The 20,127-nt window shown below is 63.0% G+C and carries 19 protein-coding genes; 12 read left to right on the top strand and 7 right to left on the bottom strand.

What is annotated here, in order from left to right; translation table 11 throughout:
- Positions 1-245 precede the first annotated feature (245 nt).
- The 3 genes from A5791_RS18630 to A5791_RS18620 all read right to left on the bottom strand — a co-directional run bounded on the left by A5791_RS18630 (position 246) and on the right by A5791_RS18620 (position 2,504).
- Positions 246-1,472, bottom strand: a complete 1,227-nt coding sequence (locus tag A5791_RS18630; RefSeq protein WP_067239997.1) for a cyclopropane-fatty-acyl-phospholipid synthase family protein — start codon at positions 1,470-1,472, stop codon at positions 246-248.
- 388 nt (positions 1,473-1,860) lie between these two features.
- Positions 1,861-2,250, bottom strand: a complete 390-nt coding sequence (locus A5791_RS18625; protein ID WP_067239991.1) for a type II toxin-antitoxin system VapC family toxin — start codon at positions 2,248-2,250, stop codon at positions 1,861-1,863.
- On the bottom strand, positions 2,247-2,504 hold the full coding sequence (locus tag A5791_RS18620) for a CopG family transcriptional regulator (RefSeq protein WP_067239988.1): 258 nt from the start codon (positions 2,502-2,504) through the stop codon (positions 2,247-2,249). Before A5791_RS18620 ends, A5791_RS18625 begins: the two co-directional genes overlap by 4 nt.
- A gap of 469 nt (positions 2,505-2,973) precedes the next feature.
- Here A5791_RS18620 and A5791_RS18615 point away from each other — a divergent pair, with 469 nt between their 5' ends.
- The gene (locus tag A5791_RS18615) at positions 2,974-5,436 is read left to right on the top strand and encodes a SpoIIE family protein phosphatase (RefSeq protein WP_082967009.1); all 2,463 of its coding nucleotides are present in this window, start codon (positions 2,974-2,976) and stop codon (positions 5,434-5,436) included.
- Positions 5,436-5,783, top strand: coding sequence for an STAS domain-containing protein (locus A5791_RS18610; protein WP_067240027.1), 348 nt, complete (start codon positions 5,436-5,438; stop codon positions 5,781-5,783). Before A5791_RS18615 ends, A5791_RS18610 begins: the two co-directional genes overlap by 1 nt.
- A 294-nt stretch (positions 5,784-6,077) precedes the next feature.
- Here A5791_RS18610 and A5791_RS18605 read toward each other — a convergent pair whose 3' ends face one another.
- Positions 6,078-6,677 (bottom strand): TetR/AcrR family transcriptional regulator, encoded by a 600-nt coding sequence (locus A5791_RS18605; RefSeq protein ID WP_067239983.1) that lies wholly within the window; start codon positions 6,675-6,677, stop codon positions 6,078-6,080.
- 297 nt (positions 6,678-6,974) lie between these two features.
- On the opposite strand from A5791_RS18605, the gene A5791_RS18600 reads away from it, so the two are divergent.
- From A5791_RS18600 to A5791_RS18555, 10 genes are read left to right on the top strand one after another with little or no spacing between them, the layout of a single operon-like run.
- Entirely contained in the window at positions 6,975-7,814 is an 840-nt protein-coding gene (locus A5791_RS18600; protein ID WP_067239981.1) for an ABC transporter permease, read from the top strand.
- Positions 7,815-7,816: 2 nt separating this feature from the next.
- The gene (locus tag A5791_RS18595; protein ID WP_067239980.1) at positions 7,817-8,680 is read left to right on the top strand and encodes an ABC transporter permease; all 864 of its coding nucleotides are present in this window, start codon (positions 7,817-7,819) and stop codon (positions 8,678-8,680) included.
- A 3-nt stretch (positions 8,681-8,683) separates the two neighbouring features.
- Positions 8,684-10,243: an MlaD family protein gene (locus A5791_RS18590; protein WP_067239979.1), complete on the top strand. Its 1,560-nt coding sequence runs from the start codon at positions 8,684-8,686 to the stop codon at positions 10,241-10,243.
- On the top strand, positions 10,240-11,295 hold the full coding sequence (locus A5791_RS18585; RefSeq protein WP_067239973.1) for an MCE family protein: 1,056 nt from the start codon (positions 10,240-10,242) through the stop codon (positions 11,293-11,295). The genes A5791_RS18590 and A5791_RS18585 overlap by 4 nt, the downstream gene beginning before the upstream one ends.
- Before the next feature lie 5 nt (positions 11,296-11,300).
- Positions 11,301-12,356 (top strand): MCE family protein, encoded by a 1,056-nt coding sequence (locus A5791_RS18580; protein ID WP_067240024.1) that lies wholly within the window; start codon positions 11,301-11,303, stop codon positions 12,354-12,356.
- Positions 12,353-13,459, top strand: a complete 1,107-nt coding sequence (locus A5791_RS18575) for an MCE family protein (protein ID WP_067239970.1) — start codon at positions 12,353-12,355, stop codon at positions 13,457-13,459. Before A5791_RS18580 ends, A5791_RS18575 begins: the two co-directional genes overlap by 4 nt.
- On the top strand, positions 13,456-14,706 hold the full coding sequence (locus A5791_RS18570; protein WP_067239968.1) for an MlaD family protein: 1,251 nt from the start codon (positions 13,456-13,458) through the stop codon (positions 14,704-14,706). Before A5791_RS18575 ends, A5791_RS18570 begins: the two co-directional genes overlap by 4 nt.
- Positions 14,703-15,953, top strand: coding sequence for an MlaD family protein (locus A5791_RS18565; protein ID WP_067239965.1), 1,251 nt, complete (start codon positions 14,703-14,705; stop codon positions 15,951-15,953). Before A5791_RS18570 ends, A5791_RS18565 begins: the two co-directional genes overlap by 4 nt.
- Before the next feature lie 24 nt (positions 15,954-15,977).
- Entirely contained in the window at positions 15,978-16,706 is a 729-nt protein-coding gene (locus tag A5791_RS18560) for a tetratricopeptide repeat protein (protein ID WP_067239963.1), read from the top strand.
- Positions 16,707-16,723: 17 nt separating this feature from the next.
- Complete coding sequence (locus A5791_RS18555; protein ID WP_067239961.1) at positions 16,724-17,509, top strand: mannan-binding family protein; 786 nt, start codon at positions 16,724-16,726, stop codon at positions 17,507-17,509.
- On the opposite strand, the gene A5791_RS18550 is transcribed toward A5791_RS18555, so the two are convergent.
- From A5791_RS18550 to A5791_RS18540, 3 genes are all read right to left on the bottom strand, one after another.
- On the bottom strand, positions 17,506-18,603 hold the full coding sequence (locus A5791_RS18550) for a hypothetical protein (RefSeq protein WP_156661491.1): 1,098 nt from the start codon (positions 18,601-18,603) through the stop codon (positions 17,506-17,508). The two genes, A5791_RS18555 and A5791_RS18550, sit on opposite strands and share 4 nt — an antisense overlap.
- Positions 18,604-18,773: 170 nt before the next feature.
- Positions 18,774-19,481, bottom strand: a complete 708-nt coding sequence (locus A5791_RS18545) for a Type 1 glutamine amidotransferase-like domain-containing protein (RefSeq protein WP_082967007.1) — start codon at positions 19,479-19,481, stop codon at positions 18,774-18,776.
- A gap of 52 nt (positions 19,482-19,533) precedes the next feature.
- Positions 19,534-20,040 (bottom strand): DUF2505 domain-containing protein, encoded by a 507-nt coding sequence (locus A5791_RS18540; RefSeq protein ID WP_067239957.1) that lies wholly within the window; start codon positions 20,038-20,040, stop codon positions 19,534-19,536.
- Between the last annotated feature and the right edge of the window lie 87 nt (positions 20,041-20,127).

Genomic DNA, 20,127 nt, shown 5'->3' with positions numbered 1-20,127 from the left:
CCTCTGGTGCGAAGCGACCATGCAGCTCGGTGCGGACGCGATGCGGGAAATCCGTGGCAGGTACGACCAAGTGAAGGTCGTCGGGAGCCTGAACCTGGTGCAGACTCTCCTGTGTTACGAACAATGTTGTGAGTTTGTTTGGGCGACAGGCGAATCCGCCGACGCGTTACACGGTATCCAACCCGTACGGGTAGCACAGGCTCGCAGCGGACGCGCAAGCGAGCCGCCTCCAACGATTGAACGGGTCAAACCTTTAGCCGTGCCTCGGCCTCGGCCATATAATCGCGCGTGATCGGCAATGCGTTGCGGTCGCGAATATATTGGACCTGGTAATTAACCATCGCGCGGTTGAAGAAGCCGACCATCGCGCCGGAGAGGTAGAACTCCCACATGCGATAGAAGCGGTCGTCATACATCGCGACGATCTCGGCCTTGTGCGCCTGCGTCCGCCGCAACCAATGTTCGAGCGTGTAGCCATAATGGAGCCGCAGTGTCTCGACGTCGCTCGTGCACATCCACGCAGACTCGGCGGCCTCGGATATTTCCGACAGGGTGGGGATATAGCCGCCGGGGAAGATATATTTCGTGGTCCACCTGTCGGTCGCACGCCGGGTACCGATGCGGCCGATCGTGTGGAGCAGCATTACCCCGTCCTCGACCAGCAATGAGCGGCATTTGGCCATAAAGGTACGGAAATAGGCCGGGCCGACATGCTCAAACATGCCGACCGACACAATCCGATCATATTTGCCGGCGACCTTCCGGTAATCGATCAGCTCGAATTTCACCTTGTCGGCGACGTCGGCTTTCTCGGCTCGCTCGCGCGCGATCCTGAGTTGCTCTTCCGAGAGGGTGATGCCGAGCACCTCGACCCCTGTCTTCTCATGGAGATAGAGCGCCATTCCGCCCCAGCCGCAGCCGATATCGAGCACCTTCATGCCGGGCTTGAGGTAAAGCTTTGCGGCGATATGCGCCTTCTTGTCGAGCTGCGCTTGCTCGAGGGGATTGTCGCGATCGGTGAAGTAGGCGCAGCTATATTGGCGGTCCGAGTCGAGAAAGAGATCGTAGAGCCGCGCCGACAGATCATAATGATGCGCCACGTTGCGCTTCGAGCGCCGCTCCTGGTTATAGGTGCGCAGCCAGCCGAATGGATCGCCCGGAAGCCGCGACTTGGCTTCGACATTGCGCAGATCGCTGCGCTTTTCCCAACGGTTGTTCCAGGTGACGAGGTCCAGCAAAGCATGGATGTCGCCCTGCTCCATCACCAGCCGGCCATCCATATAGGCCTCGCCCGTGCCCAATGACGGTGCCATCACGATCTTGCGCGAGGTGGACTTTGTGGTGAATCGGACCGCAACCGGGTCGCGGCCGGGATAGGGCACACCGTAGCGATAGACTTTGCCGTCCGCGTCGGAAACGATCAGCTCGCCCTGCTTGATGAGCTTCCGAAAAGCCCGGTCAAACAGCAGCATAAGGCTTATTCTAACGTCCCTTACAAAGCTGACGTTAGGGAACTTATCAGCTATACGGGACAATCCCGCCTTGGTACTTCATCCAAAGTTGTTGGGCACTCACATCACGATCTGCCGAAAGATGGATAGATCCTCCACACCGTGCTGACCCCACATCAACGAAACATCTCGCTCACGACGGCGGGCGGTCAAGTGAGCAGTTTGTGATTCGCCGGATGCGTTCGCCTGCATCCACGCGGGCATCGTCTCATTCGGTCATCAACGCTTCTCGGTGCGGCGGCGGTTGTGTTCACTTCGCTTGCAGCCCTGGCTAACTCGCCTGCGTAAGCGGCGCGTGCGCGACTACTCGACAGTCCACAACACATGGGCCGGGCGTCTTTTAAGACGGCTACCCAGCCGGTGTCGCAAATGGTGGTCGCAGATGTTTGAACATCGGGAAGTGTCGTACGTTCAGCGTTGCCAGATCCAGCCCTTTGACATCCGCGGTTGCTGCGATGAGGTAGTCGCCGAGTCCAATACCGGTGTGACTGCGGCGATATCGGCGCATCATTTCGCCGGCACGTCGAGCGATGATCTCTGTCACCGGTTCCGCGCGAAACGATGAAAGCAGTTGCCACACTTCGCGAAGCTCAACTGACCGCATGTCGCCGACAAGCTCGGCTATCGACACCACACTAACCGCGAGGGGGCCCTCGCTTCGAGCGCCGATGAGCCAGTCTTGCGCCGCGCCAAACCCGCGTAGATGCGCGATCAACACATCCGAGTCGACCAACATCACGATGAGCGGCCCCAGATTCGTGCAAGGTGCTCTTCGCGGCCGCCCCGTCCTCGTACCGTCACGTCAACATCACGCAGAGCGCCGAACGAATGTTCAATTGCGTGAAGGTCTGAGGCGAGACTCGCTTCGGAACTCGACAGCGCGCGGTCCAGGAGCTGGCGAATCACTTCAGCACGGGACACGCCCTCTTGCACCGCCAGTCGGTCGAGTGCCGCCGTCTGCTCCTCGTCGAGGTAGATGTTCGTCCGCTTCATACACCACAACATACATCACTGTAAGGCTTGATGCAGACCAGTTGGGTCGTGCGGCCATCTGTAATGAGCTGTGCACCGCGACCAAAGGCCTTACCAAATCGACCCGGAAACTTGCACATTGTCGCCCAAAATCGCGACGCGATTGCACCGTACGGGAAGCCGCCGATAGCCGCTGGCAATCTTCACAAACTCGCAGACGAGTACCACGCGATCCGCATTGGCTATGCGTCTATGGCGCAAAAGCTCGAGTGCGCCGCGCCCCCAGCGCAGAATCAACGCGCCCGTGGCTAGAACCACGCAGACTTCCGAAGTCGGGTCGTCGGTTAACGCTGTGGTGACGCACCTTGACCGATTAGGTTTGTAGTCATGGACAGCGACCGGCGGACCCGCAATCTCCTGGCAGATCATCCGTGAGCCGGTGAGCCGAGTGAATGAACAGTTTGGCGAGCTGCAGGCAGCTAACGACCAGATGGAACAACTGGTGCGGGTCATCGTCGAAATCGGTTCCGATCTCGATCTGAATGTGACGTTGCGGCGAATCGTCAGTGGGGCGATCGAATTGACCGGTGCCCGATATGGGGCGCTGGGCATACTCGCGCCTGACGGCACCCTGGTCTCATTCGTCCACACGGGAATCGACGAGGACACAGCGCGGCGGCTCGGCGGTGTCCAGGTAGGCGACGGTCTGCGCCTCGATGATTTGAGTCAACATCCGCAGGCGTCCGAACTGCGCGCAGATGGCGCACCGATGCGCGCATTCCTCGGAATACCGATCAAGGTGCGGGCAGCGATCTTCGGGAACCTTTACCTGGCCGACGATCGGCCCGACCGCGTGTTTACCGACGCGCAGGAAAGAGCCGTCCGCGCACTGGCCACAGCGGCGGCCGCCGCCATCGACAACGCGCGACTTTTCGAGCGAGAACGTGAGTCGGCGCGATGGATGAAGGCAAGTCGCGAGATCACGACCGCGCTGCTGTCCGGTGATCCACAGACGGGGCCGTTGCAACTCATCGTGAACCGAGCGCTCGAGCTGGCCGGTGCCGAGCAGGCCATCTTGCTGGTTCCGAGAGAGCCCGATCTGCCCGCCGACGACGTCGACACCCTCGTTGTCGCCGCCACCGCAGGTCGTTACGCGTCGGAGGTGATTGGTCGGCAGGTTCCGATGGACGGCTCCACCACAGGCGGCGTTGCGCGCCGCGGCTTACCGCTGATTACCGAGTCCTTCCAATATCCGATCGAAGGATTCACCGATGTCGGTGAGCGCTCGGCGATCGTCATGCCGCTCATTGCGGACGACGCGGTGCTTGGTGTGATCGCGGTCGCCCGCGACCCGCATCAGCCGCGTTTTGGTGACGATTACCTCGACCTGGTCAGCGACTTTGCCCGACACGCTGCAATTGCATTGGCGCTGGCGGCAGGTCGCGAACATGCGCTCAACCAGGAACTGGCCCAAGCGGACACCGTCAATGACGCTGTGTACGCAGCAGCCGAGGAACTGCGTCGACTATGGCGGGCACGACGGGTCTTGGCCGTCACCTTTCCCGCGCACACCTCAGCCGCGGAAAATGCTTCTGACGCATTGGACTTGGTATCGGTCGGCGAGAGCACACAGTGGGTGGATCTGCCTTCAGACACCCGAAAGATGCTCAGCTCGATGCGAGACGGCGAGCTACTCACCCCGAACACGACAAAGCCCGGGACAGCGGCCATCGCGCTGCAGCATCCCGAGGGCGTGCTTGTCGTTCGGATCGATCTGGCGGAGCAACGGCCATTCACCCTCGAGGACCAGACCTTGTTAACCGTGCTGGCCGGCCGCCTGGGCCAGGGCCTGCAACGGGTGCACCAAGTCGATCAGCAGCGCGAAACAGCGCTTGCGCTGCAACACGCAATCCTGGGTCCTGCTGCTCTGCCGCACGGGTTCTCGGTGCGCTATCAGGCTGCCACCCGACCTCTGCAGGTCGGCGGTGACTGGTACGACGTCGTCGACCTGGACGACGGCCGCATCGCATTGATTGTGGGTGACTGCGTCGGCCATGGCCTCGCCGCGGCGACCATAATGGGACAGGTGCGCAGCGCTTGCCGCGCGCTGCTGTTCGAGAATCCCAGCCCCGCAGCCGCTCTCGCGGGACTTGATCGTTTCGCAGCCCGGCTGCCTGGTGCCCAGAGCACCACCGCCGTCTGCGCGGTGCTCAACCCAGAAACCGGTGAACTGGTGTACTCCAGTGCCGGCCACCCGCCGCCCATTTTGGTCCACGCCGATGGAACCACCCGGATACTCGATGATGGCCACACCATCGCATTGGGAATACGACCCGACCGGCCCCGACCCGAAGCCCGCGTGACCCTACGGGCACACGCGACCCTACTGCTCTACACCGACGGGCTGGTGGAACGTCGCCGTATTCCACTGGACGACGGCATATCCCGTGCTGCCAGCCTTCTGAAGGAAGGCCTCACGTGGGAGCTGGATGATTTGGCGACCCAGATCATGTCGCGTCTCGCACCAAGCGGCGGCTATCAAGACGACGTTGCCATGTTGCTGTACCGGCATCCCGCCCCGCTGGAGATAAAGTTTCCCGCCCGTGCCAGCAATCTCGCGCCAACCCGAAAAGCTTTGCGCAGCTGGTTAAGTCGAGCTCGGGTGGACCCGGATCAGCCTGTGAACGTGCTCATCGCGGCCGGAGAAGCTGTTGCCAACGCCATCGAGCACGGGCATCGTTTCAGTCCCGAGGGCACCATCAGGCTCGGGGCGCTCGCGCTTGTCGATCACGTGCAGGTGACGATCACTGACACCGGCTCGTGGAAGCCTCCGCAACCGGCCGCCAACCTCCACCGCGGTCGGGGCATCACCCTCATGCGAGGGCTCATGCACGACGTCACCATAAAGCCCGACGCCGGAACCACAGTTCGTCTATCCGCGAGGATCACATGATGCCGACGTCCCTTACTCTCGACACCGCGCGCGACGACGACGGGACACTCGTGCTGATCGCCGCCGGTGAAATCGATCTGAGCAATATAGACGCATTCGAGCAAGCTCTCGCTACCGCCACGGCCGAGGCCACTAGTAGCGGCGAAAAGCTCACTATCGACTTCAGCTCCGTGGAATACCTGGACAGCGCTGCCATCAACGCTTTGTACAACCGGGCCGATCACATACGTCTAATCGCCCACCCAACCCTGATGCCCGTCCTCACGGTCAGCGGCCTGATTGAACTGGTCGCCATCAAAGAAAGTCGCGCCCGCCTGTGGCGCATTGACGACGCTTCACCCGAATAGGTCGCGCCGGCGCGCCTTACGGCATTGGCTCTGCGTCTACGGCGCAGCAGTTCGAGTGCGCCACACCGTCAGCGCAGAATCAACGCGGCGGCCGTGGGCTTGGCGCGCGGCCGGCGACAACTGTTGCGCGACAAGCTAATTGTCGCTACGAGTCGGACACAAAGACACACTCCTTCGCTGCGGGTACCAGAGTGACCGTTGAGGTCGTCGATGCTCCGGCCCCACGCTTTAATGTCGAAGTAATTGGGGAACAAGACTTTTGCGGTAACTCTCGAGCCCCCCAGAGCGAGCAAACTAGTCAAACCCCGCAAGGGTGATACGCAGCGCTTCCTCCAACTGGACATGGAACGGAGCGCTCGGGACGCTATCCGGGACCAGCCACCGGTCAAGCACGAATTTGACTGTGGCCATGCTGGTGTGGACCAGCAGCGCGGGACGAATATCGACCGACGGATCCACGCCCATGCGACACGCGACGTACTCTACGAAGCGGCGCTCGTCGTCTTTGCTTACTAGCGATGATTTGCTCAATAGATGGGGGGCGGTCGAGACCGCTTGGTGCCAGGTATCGACATTGGGCTGACTCGCGTCTTGGGCGTGGGTGACGAAAAGTTGGATCAGCGCTTCGACGGCCGATTCTTCGGCCGGCCGTGCACTGTACGTCGTGACGATCTCGCTGATTGCATCCCGCACGGGATCGACAAGCAAACCCTCTTTGGTGGGCGCGTGCCGGAAATAAGTACTGATCGAGATTCCCGCGGCGGCGGCGATGTCCTCGGTTGTAACGGCAGCAAACCCATGTTCGGCGAAGAGCTTGTGCGCGGTGTGCTGGATCTCGGAAAGCAGCTCCGCGCGCCGCCGGTCCCGCAACGAACCACTGTTTGCTGAGGACATGTCCTCGCCTTCGTCAATCTGGAATCACGAGGCATCTGTGCCGTGCGGCGACGCTCGCAGGAGAGTGACTCTACACTATTGAAAGTCGCTATCAAGTAGGCTAGCGTGTTACCGCGACTGAATGAGCTGCGGAATCGTGGCGACTGATAGCGCTATCTTAGTGAAGATAGCCGTTGAGGCACCCGACTCTCCTGCTCGGCACTCAGGACTTAGTGGTGGGGAGAGCGCCGATGGATGCGGCTGCTGGTGCGCGATGAGCGATGACATCACTTTGCTCCACCGATTGCCGGTCGCCCAATGACCGCGCAACAGGCTGGCGTCACCGCTATCCAGGACTGGTCTGTCGGATACGTCCGGCGCCATCCCGTGGCCTCTTTGACGACGGTCGGTGAACAGTTCGTCCTGGGTGTGCGCACCGTTCAATACTTCTTCTTCGATCTGCTGACCGGCCGGTTCCAATGGCAGGAGTTCGTCCGGCAGGGGGCGTTCATGGCCGGCACGGCCGTGTTGCCGACGATCCTGGTGTCGTTGCCGATCAGCGTCACGTTGTCAATCCAGTTCGCGCTACTGGCCGGGCAAGTCGGTGCCACCTCACTGGCCGGCGCGGCCAGCGGACTCGCGGTCATTCGTCAGGGCGCGTCGCTGGTTGCCGCGGTTCTCATGGCGTCGGCCGTCGGGTCGGCGATCACCGCCGACCTGGGTTCGCGGACCATGCGTGAAGAAACCGACGCCATGGAAGTGATGGGCGTATCAGTAATCCGTCGCCTGGTGGTACCGCGCTTCGCGGCCGCGATCATGATCGGCGTCGCGCTCACCGGAGTCGTATGCTTCGTCGGGTTTTTCGCTAGCTACATGTTCAACGTGTACTTCCAAAACGGCGCCCCTGGCAGCTTCGTCGCGACGTTCGCGTCGTTCGCAACTACCGACGACATGATCCTGGCGCTGCTCAAGGCAATCGTGTTCGGTGCCATCGTGGCGGTGGTGTCGGCGCAAAAAGGCTTGTCTACCAAGGGCGGACCGACCGGTGTCGCGAATTCAGTGAATGCCGCCGTCGTCGAAGCGATCCTGCTGCTGATGATCGTCAACGTCGCCATCAGCCAGCTCTACATCATGCTGGTGCCCAGGACGGGGCTTTAGCAGTGGCAGCGTCCGCTTACCTGCCGCTGGCGCCGGTCACGACGCGGCTGCTTCGGCTCTATCGCAGAACCGTCAAGCCGATCACTCGGCTGGGCCACATGCTGGTCTTCTTCGTGCGGGCCGTGGTCGCCGTGCCGATCGCGTTGCGTCAGTACCACCACGAGTTTCTCAGGCTGCTGTCGAACATTACTTGGGGCAATGGCTCGATCGTGGTGGGCGGCGGCACCGCGGGCGTGGCCGTGGTACTGGGCATGACCGTCGGCGCATTGGTCGGCATCGAAGGTTACAACTTCCTCGACCTGCTGGGCCTGGGACCCGCGACCGGATTCGTGTCTTCGTTGGTCAATACCCGAGAGCTGGCCCCACTGATGGCCTCCCTCGCGTTTGCCATGCAAGGCGGCTGCCGGTTCACCGCACAGCTGGGCTCGATGCGCATCGCCGAAGAGATCGACGCCATGGAATCGATTGCGATTCGGCCTATTCCGTTCCTGGTGACCACCAGACTGATTGCCTCCGTTGTCGCGACGGTCCCGCTTTATGCGGCGTGTCTGGCCATCGGCTACCTGACCACTCAGGTGGTGGTAGGGGTCAGCAGCGGAGGCTCCACGGGGTCGTATTTGCACTACTTCACGCTGATGCTGGCGGGCAAGGACATCGTCTACTCCTTGTTCAAGGCAGTCATTTTCGTGTGGATCGCCTCGACGATCCAGTGCTACTACGGCTATTACGCCAGCGGAGGTCCCGAGGGCGTGGGAGTGGCCGCGGGGCACGGCATGAGGGCCAGCATCACCGTCGTGATCATGGTGAACATGCTGCTGACAATGGCGTTGTGGGGCGTCGACGCCGGCGCAAGGTTCGGTGGGTAGTACATGCCGAATTCCTATGACACGGACGGTCGCGGCCCCTCTGACCGACAATTGCTGGGCTACGGGGTGGCGGTTGCGCTGGTGGCATCCCTGCTCACCGTGGGGCTGTTGTTCAAGTCGACGGGCCGGCTCGACGACTACGTGCGGGTGGTCGCCGATCTGGTCAACGTGGGCGATGGCCTGCCGCAGAAATCCGACGTCAAGTATCACGGTGTGCTTGTCGGCATGGTCAGCAGCGTCGTGCCCGCGACCAACGGAAAGCCCAACTACGTCCACATCGATCTGAAACCCGAGTACGCCAAGTCGATTCCGGCGGCGGTTACCGCTCGAGTGGTGCCTTCCAACGTGTTCGCAGTGTCGTCAGTTCAGCTGGTGGGTAACGGATCCGGGACGACGATCAGCGCGGGCGCGCACATCGGGGAAGACAAGCAGCTGCCGACGGTGTTGTTCCAGACCACCGTCAGCAAGCTGCGCGATCTGCTGGCTGCGGTCGGGCGCGGACGCGAAGACAGGTCCGTGGGTATTCTCGCCGCGCTCGCTGCAGCCACCGATCATCGCCGGGCGGCACTGCTGACCGACGGAGCACAGCTGAATCGCCTTATCGATCAGCTCAATTCGATCGTCAGCACCGACGCCGGGCCGTCTACGGTCTCCGCGCTCGTCGACGCGACACGTGGGCTACAGTCGACAGCTCCCGACCTCGTCGACGCACTGCACCAGGCCGTGGTGCCGATGCAGACCTTCGCCGAGACACGCGGACAACTGGCCGAACTGCTCTCCGGCGCCGATTACACGGTCGGCACCACGCGGCAATCGTTCGCCAACCATATCGATCAGCTCATCAGAATCTCGACCGATCTCACGCCGGTGCTGGGTGTGCTGGCGATGAAGGCCAACAACTTCGTGCCGGCGGTCACCAAGCTGGACAACTTGGCCAACAAATTCATGGAGGAAGTGTGGATGCCGGAGAACGGCGTCGGCAACATGCGAGCGAGGATTTCGTTCACCCAGACGTATGCCTACACCCGTGCTGACTGTCCTCGCTACGGTTCGCTGAAGGGACCGAGCTGTTTCACCGCGCCGCTGATTCCCAACAAACCTGACCTGCCGGAAGTGCTTCTGCCGCAGAACTATCAGCCTCCCAAGGATCTTGCCCCGCCACCAGGAACGGTCATCGGTCCCGACGGCAACCTGGTCGCTGTGGGTCCGCCGCTGATCAATGGTCCGCCCAACCTGCAAGATCCCAATCCGCCTCTGCCGCCTTTCCATACCCCGTCGCCGCCGGTACCGCAAAGCGCCAACCCGGACGACCCGAACCCGGGGCCGCCTGGGCGGGGAGTAGCACCCCCGCCGCCGTTACTAGGGCCTCCGGCAGCGGGATCGATCAGGACGTCGTCCTTCGGCGGCAACGTCGGGCCCGTCGGCAGCGACTACGAGCGAAACATGTTGAGCGTGATCACCGGCAGGTCCGCCACGGCCGCAACCGAGCTGCTGCTGGGACCAGTGGCCCGCGGGACGACCGTGTCGCTGGTTCATTCACCGCCGGCTGGGGGACCCAAATGAAATTCCGTGGTCCCCTCATCGGCCTGACTCTCTTCATGGTCGTCGCGTTGACCCTCACCTGGCTGGTCTATGTGAGCCTTCGGCGTGACGTTGCCGGTCAGACGGCTTCGTATTCAGCCGTATTCAGCGATGTGTACGGGCTTCGCGAGGGCGACGACGTCCGGATGGCCGGCGTGCGCGTCGGCCGAGTCGAAAAGATCGATCTTGACGGCAAACTCGCGAAAGTTTCCTTCGTGGTGCAGCAGGAACAGCACTTGTTCGGAAACACCGTTGCCTCGGTGATCTACCAGAACATCGTCGGACAGCGTTACCTGGGACTGTCTTTGGGCAAGGAAGGCAGTCCCGGCCAAGTCGCGCCGGGCAGCACCATCCCGCTGGAACGTACGGAACAGTCGTTCGACGTCACTGCGCTGCTCAACGGCTACGAGCCCCTGTTCAGCCTGCTGAACCCGCGTGACGCAGACAATCTCACCAAGGGTGTCATCGAGTCACTGCAGGGCGACACCTCTTCGCTTGCCACCCTGGTCAGCCAAACATCCACGCTCACCGAGACATTCGCCGGACGCGATCAGGCGCTCGGTGACGTCATCACGAATCTCAACCGGGTGGTCGTCAACCTTGCCGCTCAAAATGACAATCTCGACGGTGTCCTCACCCAGACTCGCGACGTAGTTGCCGCCCTCGACCAACGGCGTCCGGAACTGGTGGCCTCGGTGGGCGCCCTGTCGCGACTGACGACCCACCTGTCGGCTGCCGCCGCGGAAGATTACCCGGCGCTACGCGAATTCATCAGCCGCAAGCCTGGTGTCACGCGGCACCTGCTTGACGTCGAACCTCAGGTGGCGTTCTTCGGCGACAACATTCCGCTGCTGCTGAAAGGGCTCACCCGCATCGCCAATAAAGGCGCCTACGGTAACGCTTATCTATGTGATGTGAACATTTTCGGTTTCTTCCCCGGCCTCAATGACGTCACGCCGATCATCATCAATGCGGCAACGCCAGGAAACAAGGCGTGGCACACCCCGCGGTGCAGGAACACGGGGGGCGGATGACCCAGATGCCCGATTCGACTGTGCGGCTTCGCCTCGAGCGGCTGAGGAAGCGTCCGCTCGAGAGCTACAACGCGACCTGGCTCGGGTTCATCGCGGCCGCGGTGGTCGCAGTGGTGATCGGGTCCATGCTGGTTGTCCATATGCTCGGTGTCGGCTATCGGCATTACACCGCAGAGTTTTTGCAGGCGGCGTCGCTACGAGCGGGGAATCCCATCACGATTGCGGGCATACCGGTCGGCACTATCACCAGCATGAAGTTGGATGGCGACCACGTCGAGGCCGGTCTGAAGATTCGCGACGACATCGTCTTGGGCAAGAATTCCAAGGCCTCGATCAAGGTCACCACCATCCTGGGTTCGCGTTATCTCGCGATCGAGCCCAATGGTCCGGGTTCGTTGCCGCGCAACACATTCGAACTGTCACACACCGAGGTACCCTACGATCTGCAGGCCGCGTTGAAGGATGCCACAACGACTTTCGAGCAGGTCGACTCCGACCGGTTTGCGCAATCACTTGCCGTCCTGGGCAAGCAACTCGAGAAGCTGCCGGCAGTTGTGCCCCAGGCAATGGCGAACATCAACTCGTTGTCGTCGATCATTGCGCAACGCCGAGACCAATTGGGCCAGCTGCTCAAAAGTACCGAGCAGGTCACCAACACCTTGCGCCGCCAGCAATCCAACATCGGCAACGTGGTCAACCAGGCGCAAGACCTGCTATCCCAATTCGTGGCGCGTCGTGCCGTGTTCCACGCGATGATGCAATCCCTCACCAGCCTGGTGAACACGATGAACCAGCTCGTGGTCAACGACCGGTCGGGCATCGATGCGTTGCTCAAAGACGTGCGCGAGTTCACCGACATGATGTCTCACCATGACGATCTGCTGCGCAATCTGCTACAGATCACCCCGATCTTCCTACGCGAGGGGACCAACCTCACCGGCGATGCCAACGCGGTCAGCTTCAACGCCCCCAACGCTCTGCTCATCGATTCGTGGATGTGCGCAATCAGCGGCCGCGCCCAGCAGTTTGGGATGATCCCGTACTTCAAGGACTGCAAATGAGAGGCCGGGTCGTAACGGTCGTCGCCATCGTGGTATCGCTGGCGGTGGTAATCGGCGCGGGATGGTGGTATCTGGGCAAGGGCTCGGAACCGATCACGGTGACCGCCCAATTCGACAGTGCCTCAGGCTTGTACGAAGGCAACGCGGTGTCCGTCCTTGGCATGCCGGTCGGCAAGGTGACCAAGATCAATCCGCGGGGCGGCTATGTCGAGGTCACGTTCACCGTGGATCGCAACGTCAAGGTTCCGGCGAACGCGCAAGCCGTCACCGTGTCGACGTCGATCCTCACCGACCGGCACATCGAGCTCACACCGCCCTATCACGGCGGCCCGGTGTTGGAGAACCACGACACCATCGGCTTGCTCCGCACCAAGACCCCCATCGAATTCAGCCGCGTGCTAGCCGTTCTGGACAAGGTGACCAAGTCGCTGGAAGGCGACGGGCACGGTGGCGGGCCCATCGCCGACGTCATCAACGGTGGCACCGAGGTCGTCGACGGCAACGGCGCCAAGATCAAGGGAGCACTCGACGAGCTGTCCAAGGCGCTGCGGTTGAGCAGCGACGGCGGCGCGCAGACCCGCGAGCAGATCACCACGATCGTCAAGAACATCAGCTCGCTGTTCGAGGCTGCCGCTACCAACGACACCAAGCTGCGTGAATTCGCCTCAACCATCCATCAGGTCAGCCAGATTCTGGCCGACGAGGACATCGGCAGCGGCAGCACCGGAAAGAAACTCGATCAGCTGGTTGCGCGGGCCGGCGACCTCCTCGACGCCAATCGCGAGGCCGTCAGGCAAGCCCTGCTCAAAGGCAACACCACCGTGAAGGCGCTTGCCGACCAACGGCGCGAACTCGCCGAAACTCTCGATTTGGCTCCACTGCTGGCCGACAACGCCTACAACATGATCGACCGCGAGAACGGCGCGGTGCGCGCGCACTTCCTCACCGACCGGATGATTTTCGACAGCCAGTTGACCAAAGAGATCTGCAACCTGATGGGCCTCAGGCAACTCGGCTGCAGCACGGGAACCATCCAAGACTTCGGGCCGGACTTCGGCTTGACGTATGTGCTGGACGGCCTGGCAGCGATGGGCCAGAAATGATAGGTGCACGAGGGAAAGCCGCTGCCGCGATCGTGACCGCGGCGGTTTTCGGTTCCGGATGCGCCACCAATGGCCTTGCCAGCCTGCCCCTTCCGGCTCCCGGACTTGGTTCGGGAGGCTACAAGCTGACCGCCGTGTTCGGCAACGCGCTCAACCTGCCGATGAACGCCAAGGTGAAACTCGCCGGCGCTGACGTGGGGCAGGTCGAAGCGATGATCGCCCGCAACTACACCGCCGTCACCACGCTGCGCATCCGGAACGGCGTCCTCCTGCCTAAGGGCAGCACCGCCGAGTTGCGCACCGCGACCCCGCTTGGCGACGTGTTCGTGTCCGTTCGCCCACCCGCTGAGGCCGCCCCTAACGCACCCATGCTCAAGGACGGCGACACCATCGGTTTGGACTCGACGGCGTCCGCGGCCACGGTCGAGTCAGTGCTGAGTTCGGCGGCCATCCTGGTGAACGGCGGCGCGGTACGCAACTTCACCAACATCATCAACGGGTTCGGCAGGGCCACCGGGGACCAGGGCCAGGCCTTCGGAAATCTCATCCGCAAGTCCAACCAGCTGCTCGGCACGCTGGACTCCCGATCCGGACAGATTTCCAACGCATTGACCGAATTGTCCCGGCTCAGTGAGCAACTCGACGCGAAGAACCAGAGCCTCACCGAACTCATGGCCGCCGCCAATCCCGCTACCGACGCCCTGGCCGCCAACACCACCGAACTGTCCAACTTGGTGATACAAGTCGGTGACACCAGCCGGTTGCTTGCCAGGTTCCCGTCGCTGGGGGGAACTGATACCAGCGGGCGAAGCATAATTCGCGACCTGAATACGGTCGCCGCGGCCGCCAACGATGTCGTGGTAAGTCCGGATACCAGTTGGCTGTCCGTGAACCGGCTCATTCCCGCGTTGGTCAAATCGACTGCGGGGAACTCTATTTCGGTGAATGTAGGTGTCGACCAACTAATCCTCGGGTCGATACCCGACATCGGGTTCCCGGGCGACAGAGGGCTGCACGGGCCCAACAGGTACACCTGGAACCAGTTCGTCGGCTCGCTGAAGTACACCCTGTGGCGTCTGCAAGAACGGGTCGTCGGGCGGGGGCCGAACTCGGTGCAGGTGCCGGTGATGCCCGATCCGAATGTGCCGGGCGAGATCGTTGTCGCTCCACCGCCTGCTGGAGCTCCGCCGGGCGAGGCGCCCGGACCACACCTGCCGGGCCTCCTGACGCCAGGACCGCCGCCGTGATCGAGTCGGCCGCCAGCGCCATCGTCGGCGTGGTGCGGGCAGTCCACCGTCGCCAGGTCTGGCTGTCGGTGGCCGGACTCGTGCTCACCCTGGTTGTCGCGACCGCGTACCTGCTGATCGGCGCGCTGCGGGTGACGCCGTTCGCATCGTCGTATCGGGTCACCGTTCAGTTGGCGGAATCCGGTGGCCTGCTACCTAATCAGGACGTCTCGCTGCGCGGTGTGCGAATCGGACGGGTTGAGTCGCTGCAGATCACCGACCGGGGCGTGAATGCCGTCGCCAGTATCACGTCCAAGGTGCGGATCCCCGCCAACGCCGTGGTGCACGTGTCCGCGCTGTCTCCGGCCGGCGAGCAGTACATCGACTTCGAAGCCACTTCCGACGCCGGCCCGTATCTGCACGACGGCAGCTTCATCGCGCTCGACCGCACCACCGTGCCGGTCAGCTTGGCGCAACTGCTCGGCGACGCCGACGGACTCCTGGCGCAGGTCGATCCCCACAAGATCGAGCTGATCAAGAAAGAACTCAGCCTCAGCAAGGAGGGACCGGCCAAGCTGGCCGCGATCGTCGACGGCGGCACGATGCTGCTTTCCACACTCGATTCGGTGCTGCCCCAAACCACCAGCATCATCAAGACCAGCCGGGTCGTGCTGACCCTGGCAGCCGATAAGAACGCCGGTTTGGCCGCGGCGACCGTCGGCCTGAATCGAACCCTGGCGGGCGTGGCCAGCATGCAGGCCGGCTATCGGCGCCTGACCGAACGCACTCCGCGCACGCTTAGCGCCGTGGACAGCCTGTTCAACGACAACTCCGAAACCATGGTGCAGTTGCTGGGCAGTCTGGCCACCACGTCGCAGCTTCTCTACTTGCGCGTACCGGCACTCAACGCGCTGTTTCCCGACTACCGCGGGTCGGTACTGGACGCCGTGGCGAGCGCCTTTCACGACCATGGCGTGTGGGCAACTGCCGAACTCTACCCCCGCTACGCGTGCGACTACGGAACACCGACGCATCCCCCTTCATCCGCCGACTACTACGAGCCGTTCATGTACACCTACTGCCGCGACGACGACCCGGGGGTCGGGATCCGGGGAGCCAAGAACGCGCCGCGCCCAGGTGGCGATGACACTGCAGGCCCGCCCCCGGGAGCGGACCTGGGAAGGAGAACCGACCCAACACCCAAGGGCCGCTTCACCATTCCCACGCCGTACGGCGGCCCGGTTCTGCCGATCGAACCGCCGCACTAAGCCCAACACATCTACGCCAAGGAGATGACGATGACCACCACGACTGAGAAGCCCGCCGAAGCCGAAGCCGAAGCCGAAGCTGAAAAGACCGAATCCACAAGCGAAGACGTGGAATCTGAAGATCTTGACGCCGAGAACACCGAGGCAGCGGACAGTGACGTCGACGAAGGCGACTCCGAAGACGAAGACGCCTCCGAAGACGAGGACGACGACGGGCCGTTGCTGGGCAAGCGGGCCAAGAACAAAGCCGAGAAGACCAAGCGCGGCAAACGGCCCTGGCGGAAGTATCTGCGTCGCAGTGTGCTGCCGCTGTTACTTGTTGCGTCCCTGGCTCTTTCCGGATTCCTCGGCTGGAAGCAGTGGCAAGAGCATCAGGTCAAGGTGGCCGGCCAGCAGGCCCAGCAAGCGGCAATCAAGTACGCGCAAGTGTTGACCAGCATTGACTCCAACAACGTCGACGAGAACTTCCGTCAGGTGCTCGACGGCGCCACCGGCGAGTTCAAAGACATGTACACCCATTCCAGTGTCCAACTCCGGCAACTGCTGATCGACAACAAGGCCACGGCACACGGGGTCGTGGTGGACTCGGCGATTGCCTCCGCGTCCACCGACAAGGTCGTCGTACTGGTCTTCATCGACCAGACCGTGACCAACATGGCGGTGCCCGATCCGCGTATCGATCGCAGCAGGATCAAGATGACGATGGACAAAGTCGACGGCCGCTGGCGGGCAAGCAAAGTCCAACTGCTCTAAGGCATTCGGAGCCAACAATGATCAAAAGATTGGTCGCCACCTCGATTCTGGTTGCAGCGGCCGGAATGTCGGGAGTGCCCCACGCCGGCACGGCCCATGCTTCGTCCGAGTCGTTCTGCGGCGAGCTCGGCGGCGGCTGGGACGGCCAGTACTGCCACACCACGGTGACCTCCGAACGCAATGCCGTCCGTGACATCAAAGTCGCCGTCCCCGCCGACCTCGTCGACAACCCAACCACGGGCCCCACGGTCCGCGATTATCTGCGCACCTTGGTCGGCAACTGGCGAAACGCCAACGCGCACATGGCCGCAGACAGCTATGGCGAGGAGAATTACGAGGTATTCCGCCACGGCAACTTGCTCAGCGCGGTCTTTCACGAGGACTACCACGCCGACGGGCCCAAACCCAACAACGCCTACCGAACCTTCACCTTCGACATGGCAAGCGGCAGGCGAGTGCAGCTGGCAGACCTGACGAACGGCAATCCGCTCACCGCTATCCCGCCGTTGGCTCAGCCGTTCGTCGAAACCGCGCTCAATCAGGCTGCACCACCGCATGATCCGGGTACCTACCCGTTCGTCGTCGATCGCTGGACGCCCGACAAGGTCTTTTCCGGCGCATACAAGGCGTGGGCGATCACACCTGACGAATTGATCCTCTACATGCCCGATTATCCAGTGGCCCACGACGAGCCGATCAACTTCACACCCGGAGCGTTGCAGTGGTCAATGGACGGTGGCACTGTCCAGGCGCATATCCCGCTGTCGGCCCTGGCTCCCGTTCTGCGTCCGGGCGCAGCCTAGGGTGAGTCGCCCTGGGGGCGGTCCTCCTTCGGGCGCCGCGCAGTCTTGGCTTCCGCCTCACGCCGCAACCGGACTGCCCGCGCCCGCGCCTCGGCGGCCAGCGCTTGAGCTTCGGCGGCTTCAGCCCCAGCCCACACCTCGGCGGCCCGCGCTTCGGCTTCGGCGGCTTCGGCCTCCGCCCTCGCTTGGGCGGCCACGGCTTCGGCCTCGGCAGCTTCAGTCCGTGCTCGCGCCCGTGCCCGCGCCTCAGCGGCCCGAGTCTGGGCTTCGGCGGCTTCTGCCTGCGCCTGAGCCTCGGCGGCCCGAGCCTGGGCTTCGGCCGCTTCTGCCTGCTCCCGCGCCCTGGCGGCCTGGGCTAGGGCTTCGGCGGCTTCGGCTTGCGCGCGCGCCTCGGCGGCCATGGCCTCGGCTTCGGCGGCTTCGGCCTCCGCCCTCGCCTGGGCGGCCAGCGCTTCGGTTTCAGCGGCTTCGGCCCGCGCCTGGCCCCTTGCCCGGGCTTCGGCGGCGAGGGCCTGGGCTTCGGCGGCTTCGGCTTGCGCCCGTGCCTCGGCCGCCAGCGCCTCCGGTTCGGCGGCGAGTGCTTCTGCCGCGGCGGCTTCTGCTTGCGCGCGTGCCTCGGCGGCCAGCGCTTCTGCTTCGGCGGCGAGCGCTTCTGCTTCGGCGGCCAGAGCCTGGGCTTCGGCTGCTTCCGCCCGTGCGCGTGCCTCGGCGGCCAGCGCTTCGGCTTGGGCGGCCTGGGCCTTGGCTTCGGCGGCATCTGCGCGCGCCCGTGCCTCTGCTTCCAACTCCGAGGGCGTTTGCTTCAGCTTGACCTGCGTCGGCGCCGGGGCCGGGCGCGGTTGGGGGTTTCGCTTCGGGGGACGCGCCGCGATCAGCGCTCGTTCCTTAGCCTCTCTTCGCTGGTAGCCGTAGAAATCAACGACGACCAACGCAAAACCGGCCAGCACCAGCAGCGGTACGAATAGCGCCGGATTCGTGGCGACCCCGGCCAGGCCGAGGACCGTGAGCGGCACTGCGAACGCCACCACGAACCAGGGGTGTCGATCGCCCAACCCGACGGCCCATGGCCGCCGATCCGGTCTACTTATGACCATTCTCGAAGACCCCACGATCCCGTCTTTGAGGAGATGTCGGCACCTAAGCGTACTGTGAGAATCGTCACCGTGGTGGCCGAAAAATCAGGTTTATCGGTCATGTCACAGCAGACCCACTGGTAACCGGCCGGGAGCCCTTCGCTGAGCGAGCCAAGTGCCCGCAGAACCGGTCAATCGACCTCTTCGGCGTACAAAAGTGAGTGCGTGACGCGAGTGCCGTCGAAGCGAATTTCGTGCACGGGACGCCGCAGCGGCTCGACCGTGGCATCCGGGTGCACCAGGGCTCCGCCACCGGCGGGGATTCCAAGGCCGGTGGCGGCTCCTTCGAGCGAATGAATGGTGGCCGACAGCCGCGCCCACTCGTTTTTCTCGTCGTGCGTGTCGATCACGAAGGGGACCAGCTTGAACAGATCGAGCAGCCCGGTCACCGGGGACTCGGGTGCCTCGACAACCGCGTAGCGTCCCAGCTGAACTGCGCCAGCTGACACACCCACCAGAATTGCTCCTCGGGCGTACCGGCCAAGGATCACATCTTTCATGCCGGTTCTCTCGAACGTGTTCCAGCCGAGCTGCACGTCGCCGCCCGCGAGGACGATCAGGTCGGCGCGACTCAGGAAGGTCCGGTCATCCGGTCCGAACGACGAATCGATCATGCGGCGCTCGGCGATTCCGACCTCGTCGACCGCCGCCTCGAAGATCTCGTAGAACTCCCGGCGATCGCTGTTGGAGGCACCAATGTAGGCCGCGCTCAGCGGTGTGTTCGGAGCCAATCCATCGAGGGCCGCCTCGAGCAGCAGTCGGTCCTGTCGCTTCCAGAACAGCAGCTGGCTGTCCGCCAGCAGATACAGCGGTTGGAGTTGTGGTGCCAGTTCGGTCACCGCACACCGTTACGCGCTAGCCGGCCGGCCGCTAGACGGCTCGAAGACAACGTCACGCATGTTCTGCGATCCACGCCTCGGCGAATTGCAACCCTGCAGGGATGCTCTTGGTCAAACTTGCTCCGATGGCCTTTTCAAACTTGCCGCCCACTAACGGGATCTTCACTTCCACTTTGACGGCGTAGCGCAGGCGCGAACCGTTGCTCGTTGGGCTCAACCACACTTCAGCTTCGCCCGATCCCACGGGCGCCGAGATGCTGGACTGCCCGTGTACCCGGCCGTCACCGACCGGTTTCCATGTCTCGCAGTTCACGATTTTCAGGTCCCCGGGAAGCAATTTCAAAACCGGGCCGGGCAGTAGCTGCCTACCCACGTGCTGGGTGGAGCGCACCGACACCGTTCCGTCGTCGTCGACGGTCAGCGAATCCAGCGTTACGCGATTGTTGGCGTTGCCGCCGCCTTCGATGCAGGCCAGCCAGTAGTCTTCGCGGCCGAACGCCGCATGAAGTTGTTCAACGCTGGCGAGCGATTCGGCCAAGATCTCGAACGAACGCGGCATAGCGACATTCTTACTGTCGGCATCCCCGCGCTGCCACCGATTCGAGCACTTCGGACGGGACGCACCTCCGGCGCGAGCGTGCATAGT

It is taken from the genome of Mycobacterium sp. 852002-51163_SCH5372311 (assembly GCF_001667115.1).
Lineage (GTDB): Bacteria > Actinomycetota > Actinomycetes > Mycobacteriales > Mycobacteriaceae > Mycobacterium.
This window is presented reverse-complemented; position numbering and strand designations above follow the sequence as displayed.

What these genes read in the sequence shown, in the direction of transcription:
- A5791_RS18585 (WP_067239973.1), top strand. Translation starts at nt 10,240, where the DNA reads ATGAAATTCCGTGGTCCCCTCATCGGCCTGACTCTCTTCATGGTCGTC.
- A5791_RS18550 (WP_156661491.1), bottom strand. Translation starts at nt 18,603, where the DNA reads ATGGTCATAAGTAGACCGGATCGGCGGCCATGGGCCGTCGGGTTGGGC.
- A5791_RS18615 (WP_082967009.1), top strand. Translation starts at nt 2,974, where the DNA reads ATGGAACAACTGGTGCGGGTCATCGTCGAAATCGGTTCCGATCTCGAT.
- A5791_RS18575 (WP_067239970.1), top strand. Translation starts at nt 12,353, where the DNA reads ATGAGAGGCCGGGTCGTAACGGTCGTCGCCATCGTGGTATCGCTGGCG.
- A5791_RS18540 (WP_067239957.1), bottom strand. Translation starts at nt 20,040, where the DNA reads ATGCCGCGTTCGTTCGAGATCTTGGCCGAATCGCTCGCCAGCGTTGAA.
- A5791_RS18600 (WP_067239981.1), top strand. Translation starts at nt 6,975, where the DNA reads ATGACCGCGCAACAGGCTGGCGTCACCGCTATCCAGGACTGGTCTGTC.
- A5791_RS18590 (WP_067239979.1), top strand. Translation starts at nt 8,684, where the DNA reads ATGCCGAATTCCTATGACACGGACGGTCGCGGCCCCTCTGACCGACAA.
- A5791_RS18620 (WP_067239988.1), bottom strand. Translation starts at nt 2,504, where the DNA reads ATGAAGCGGACGAACATCTACCTCGACGAGGAGCAGACGGCGGCACTC.
- A5791_RS18630 (WP_067239997.1), bottom strand. Translation starts at nt 1,472, where the DNA reads ATGCTGCTGTTTGACCGGGCTTTTCGGAAGCTCATCAAGCAGGGCGAG.
- A5791_RS18570 (WP_067239968.1), top strand. Translation starts at nt 13,456, where the DNA reads ATGATAGGTGCACGAGGGAAAGCCGCTGCCGCGATCGTGACCGCGGCG.
- A5791_RS18560 (WP_067239963.1), top strand. Translation starts at nt 15,978, where the DNA reads ATGACGATGACCACCACGACTGAGAAGCCCGCCGAAGCCGAAGCCGAA.
- A5791_RS18580 (WP_067240024.1), top strand. Translation starts at nt 11,301, where the DNA reads ATGCCCGATTCGACTGTGCGGCTTCGCCTCGAGCGGCTGAGGAAGCGT.
- A5791_RS18605 (WP_067239983.1), bottom strand. Translation starts at nt 6,677, where the DNA reads ATGTCCTCAGCAAACAGTGGTTCGTTGCGGGACCGGCGGCGCGCGGAG.
- A5791_RS18555 (WP_067239961.1), top strand. Translation starts at nt 16,724, where the DNA reads ATGATCAAAAGATTGGTCGCCACCTCGATTCTGGTTGCAGCGGCCGGA.
- A5791_RS18610 (WP_067240027.1), top strand. Translation starts at nt 5,436, where the DNA reads ATGCCGACGTCCCTTACTCTCGACACCGCGCGCGACGACGACGGGACA.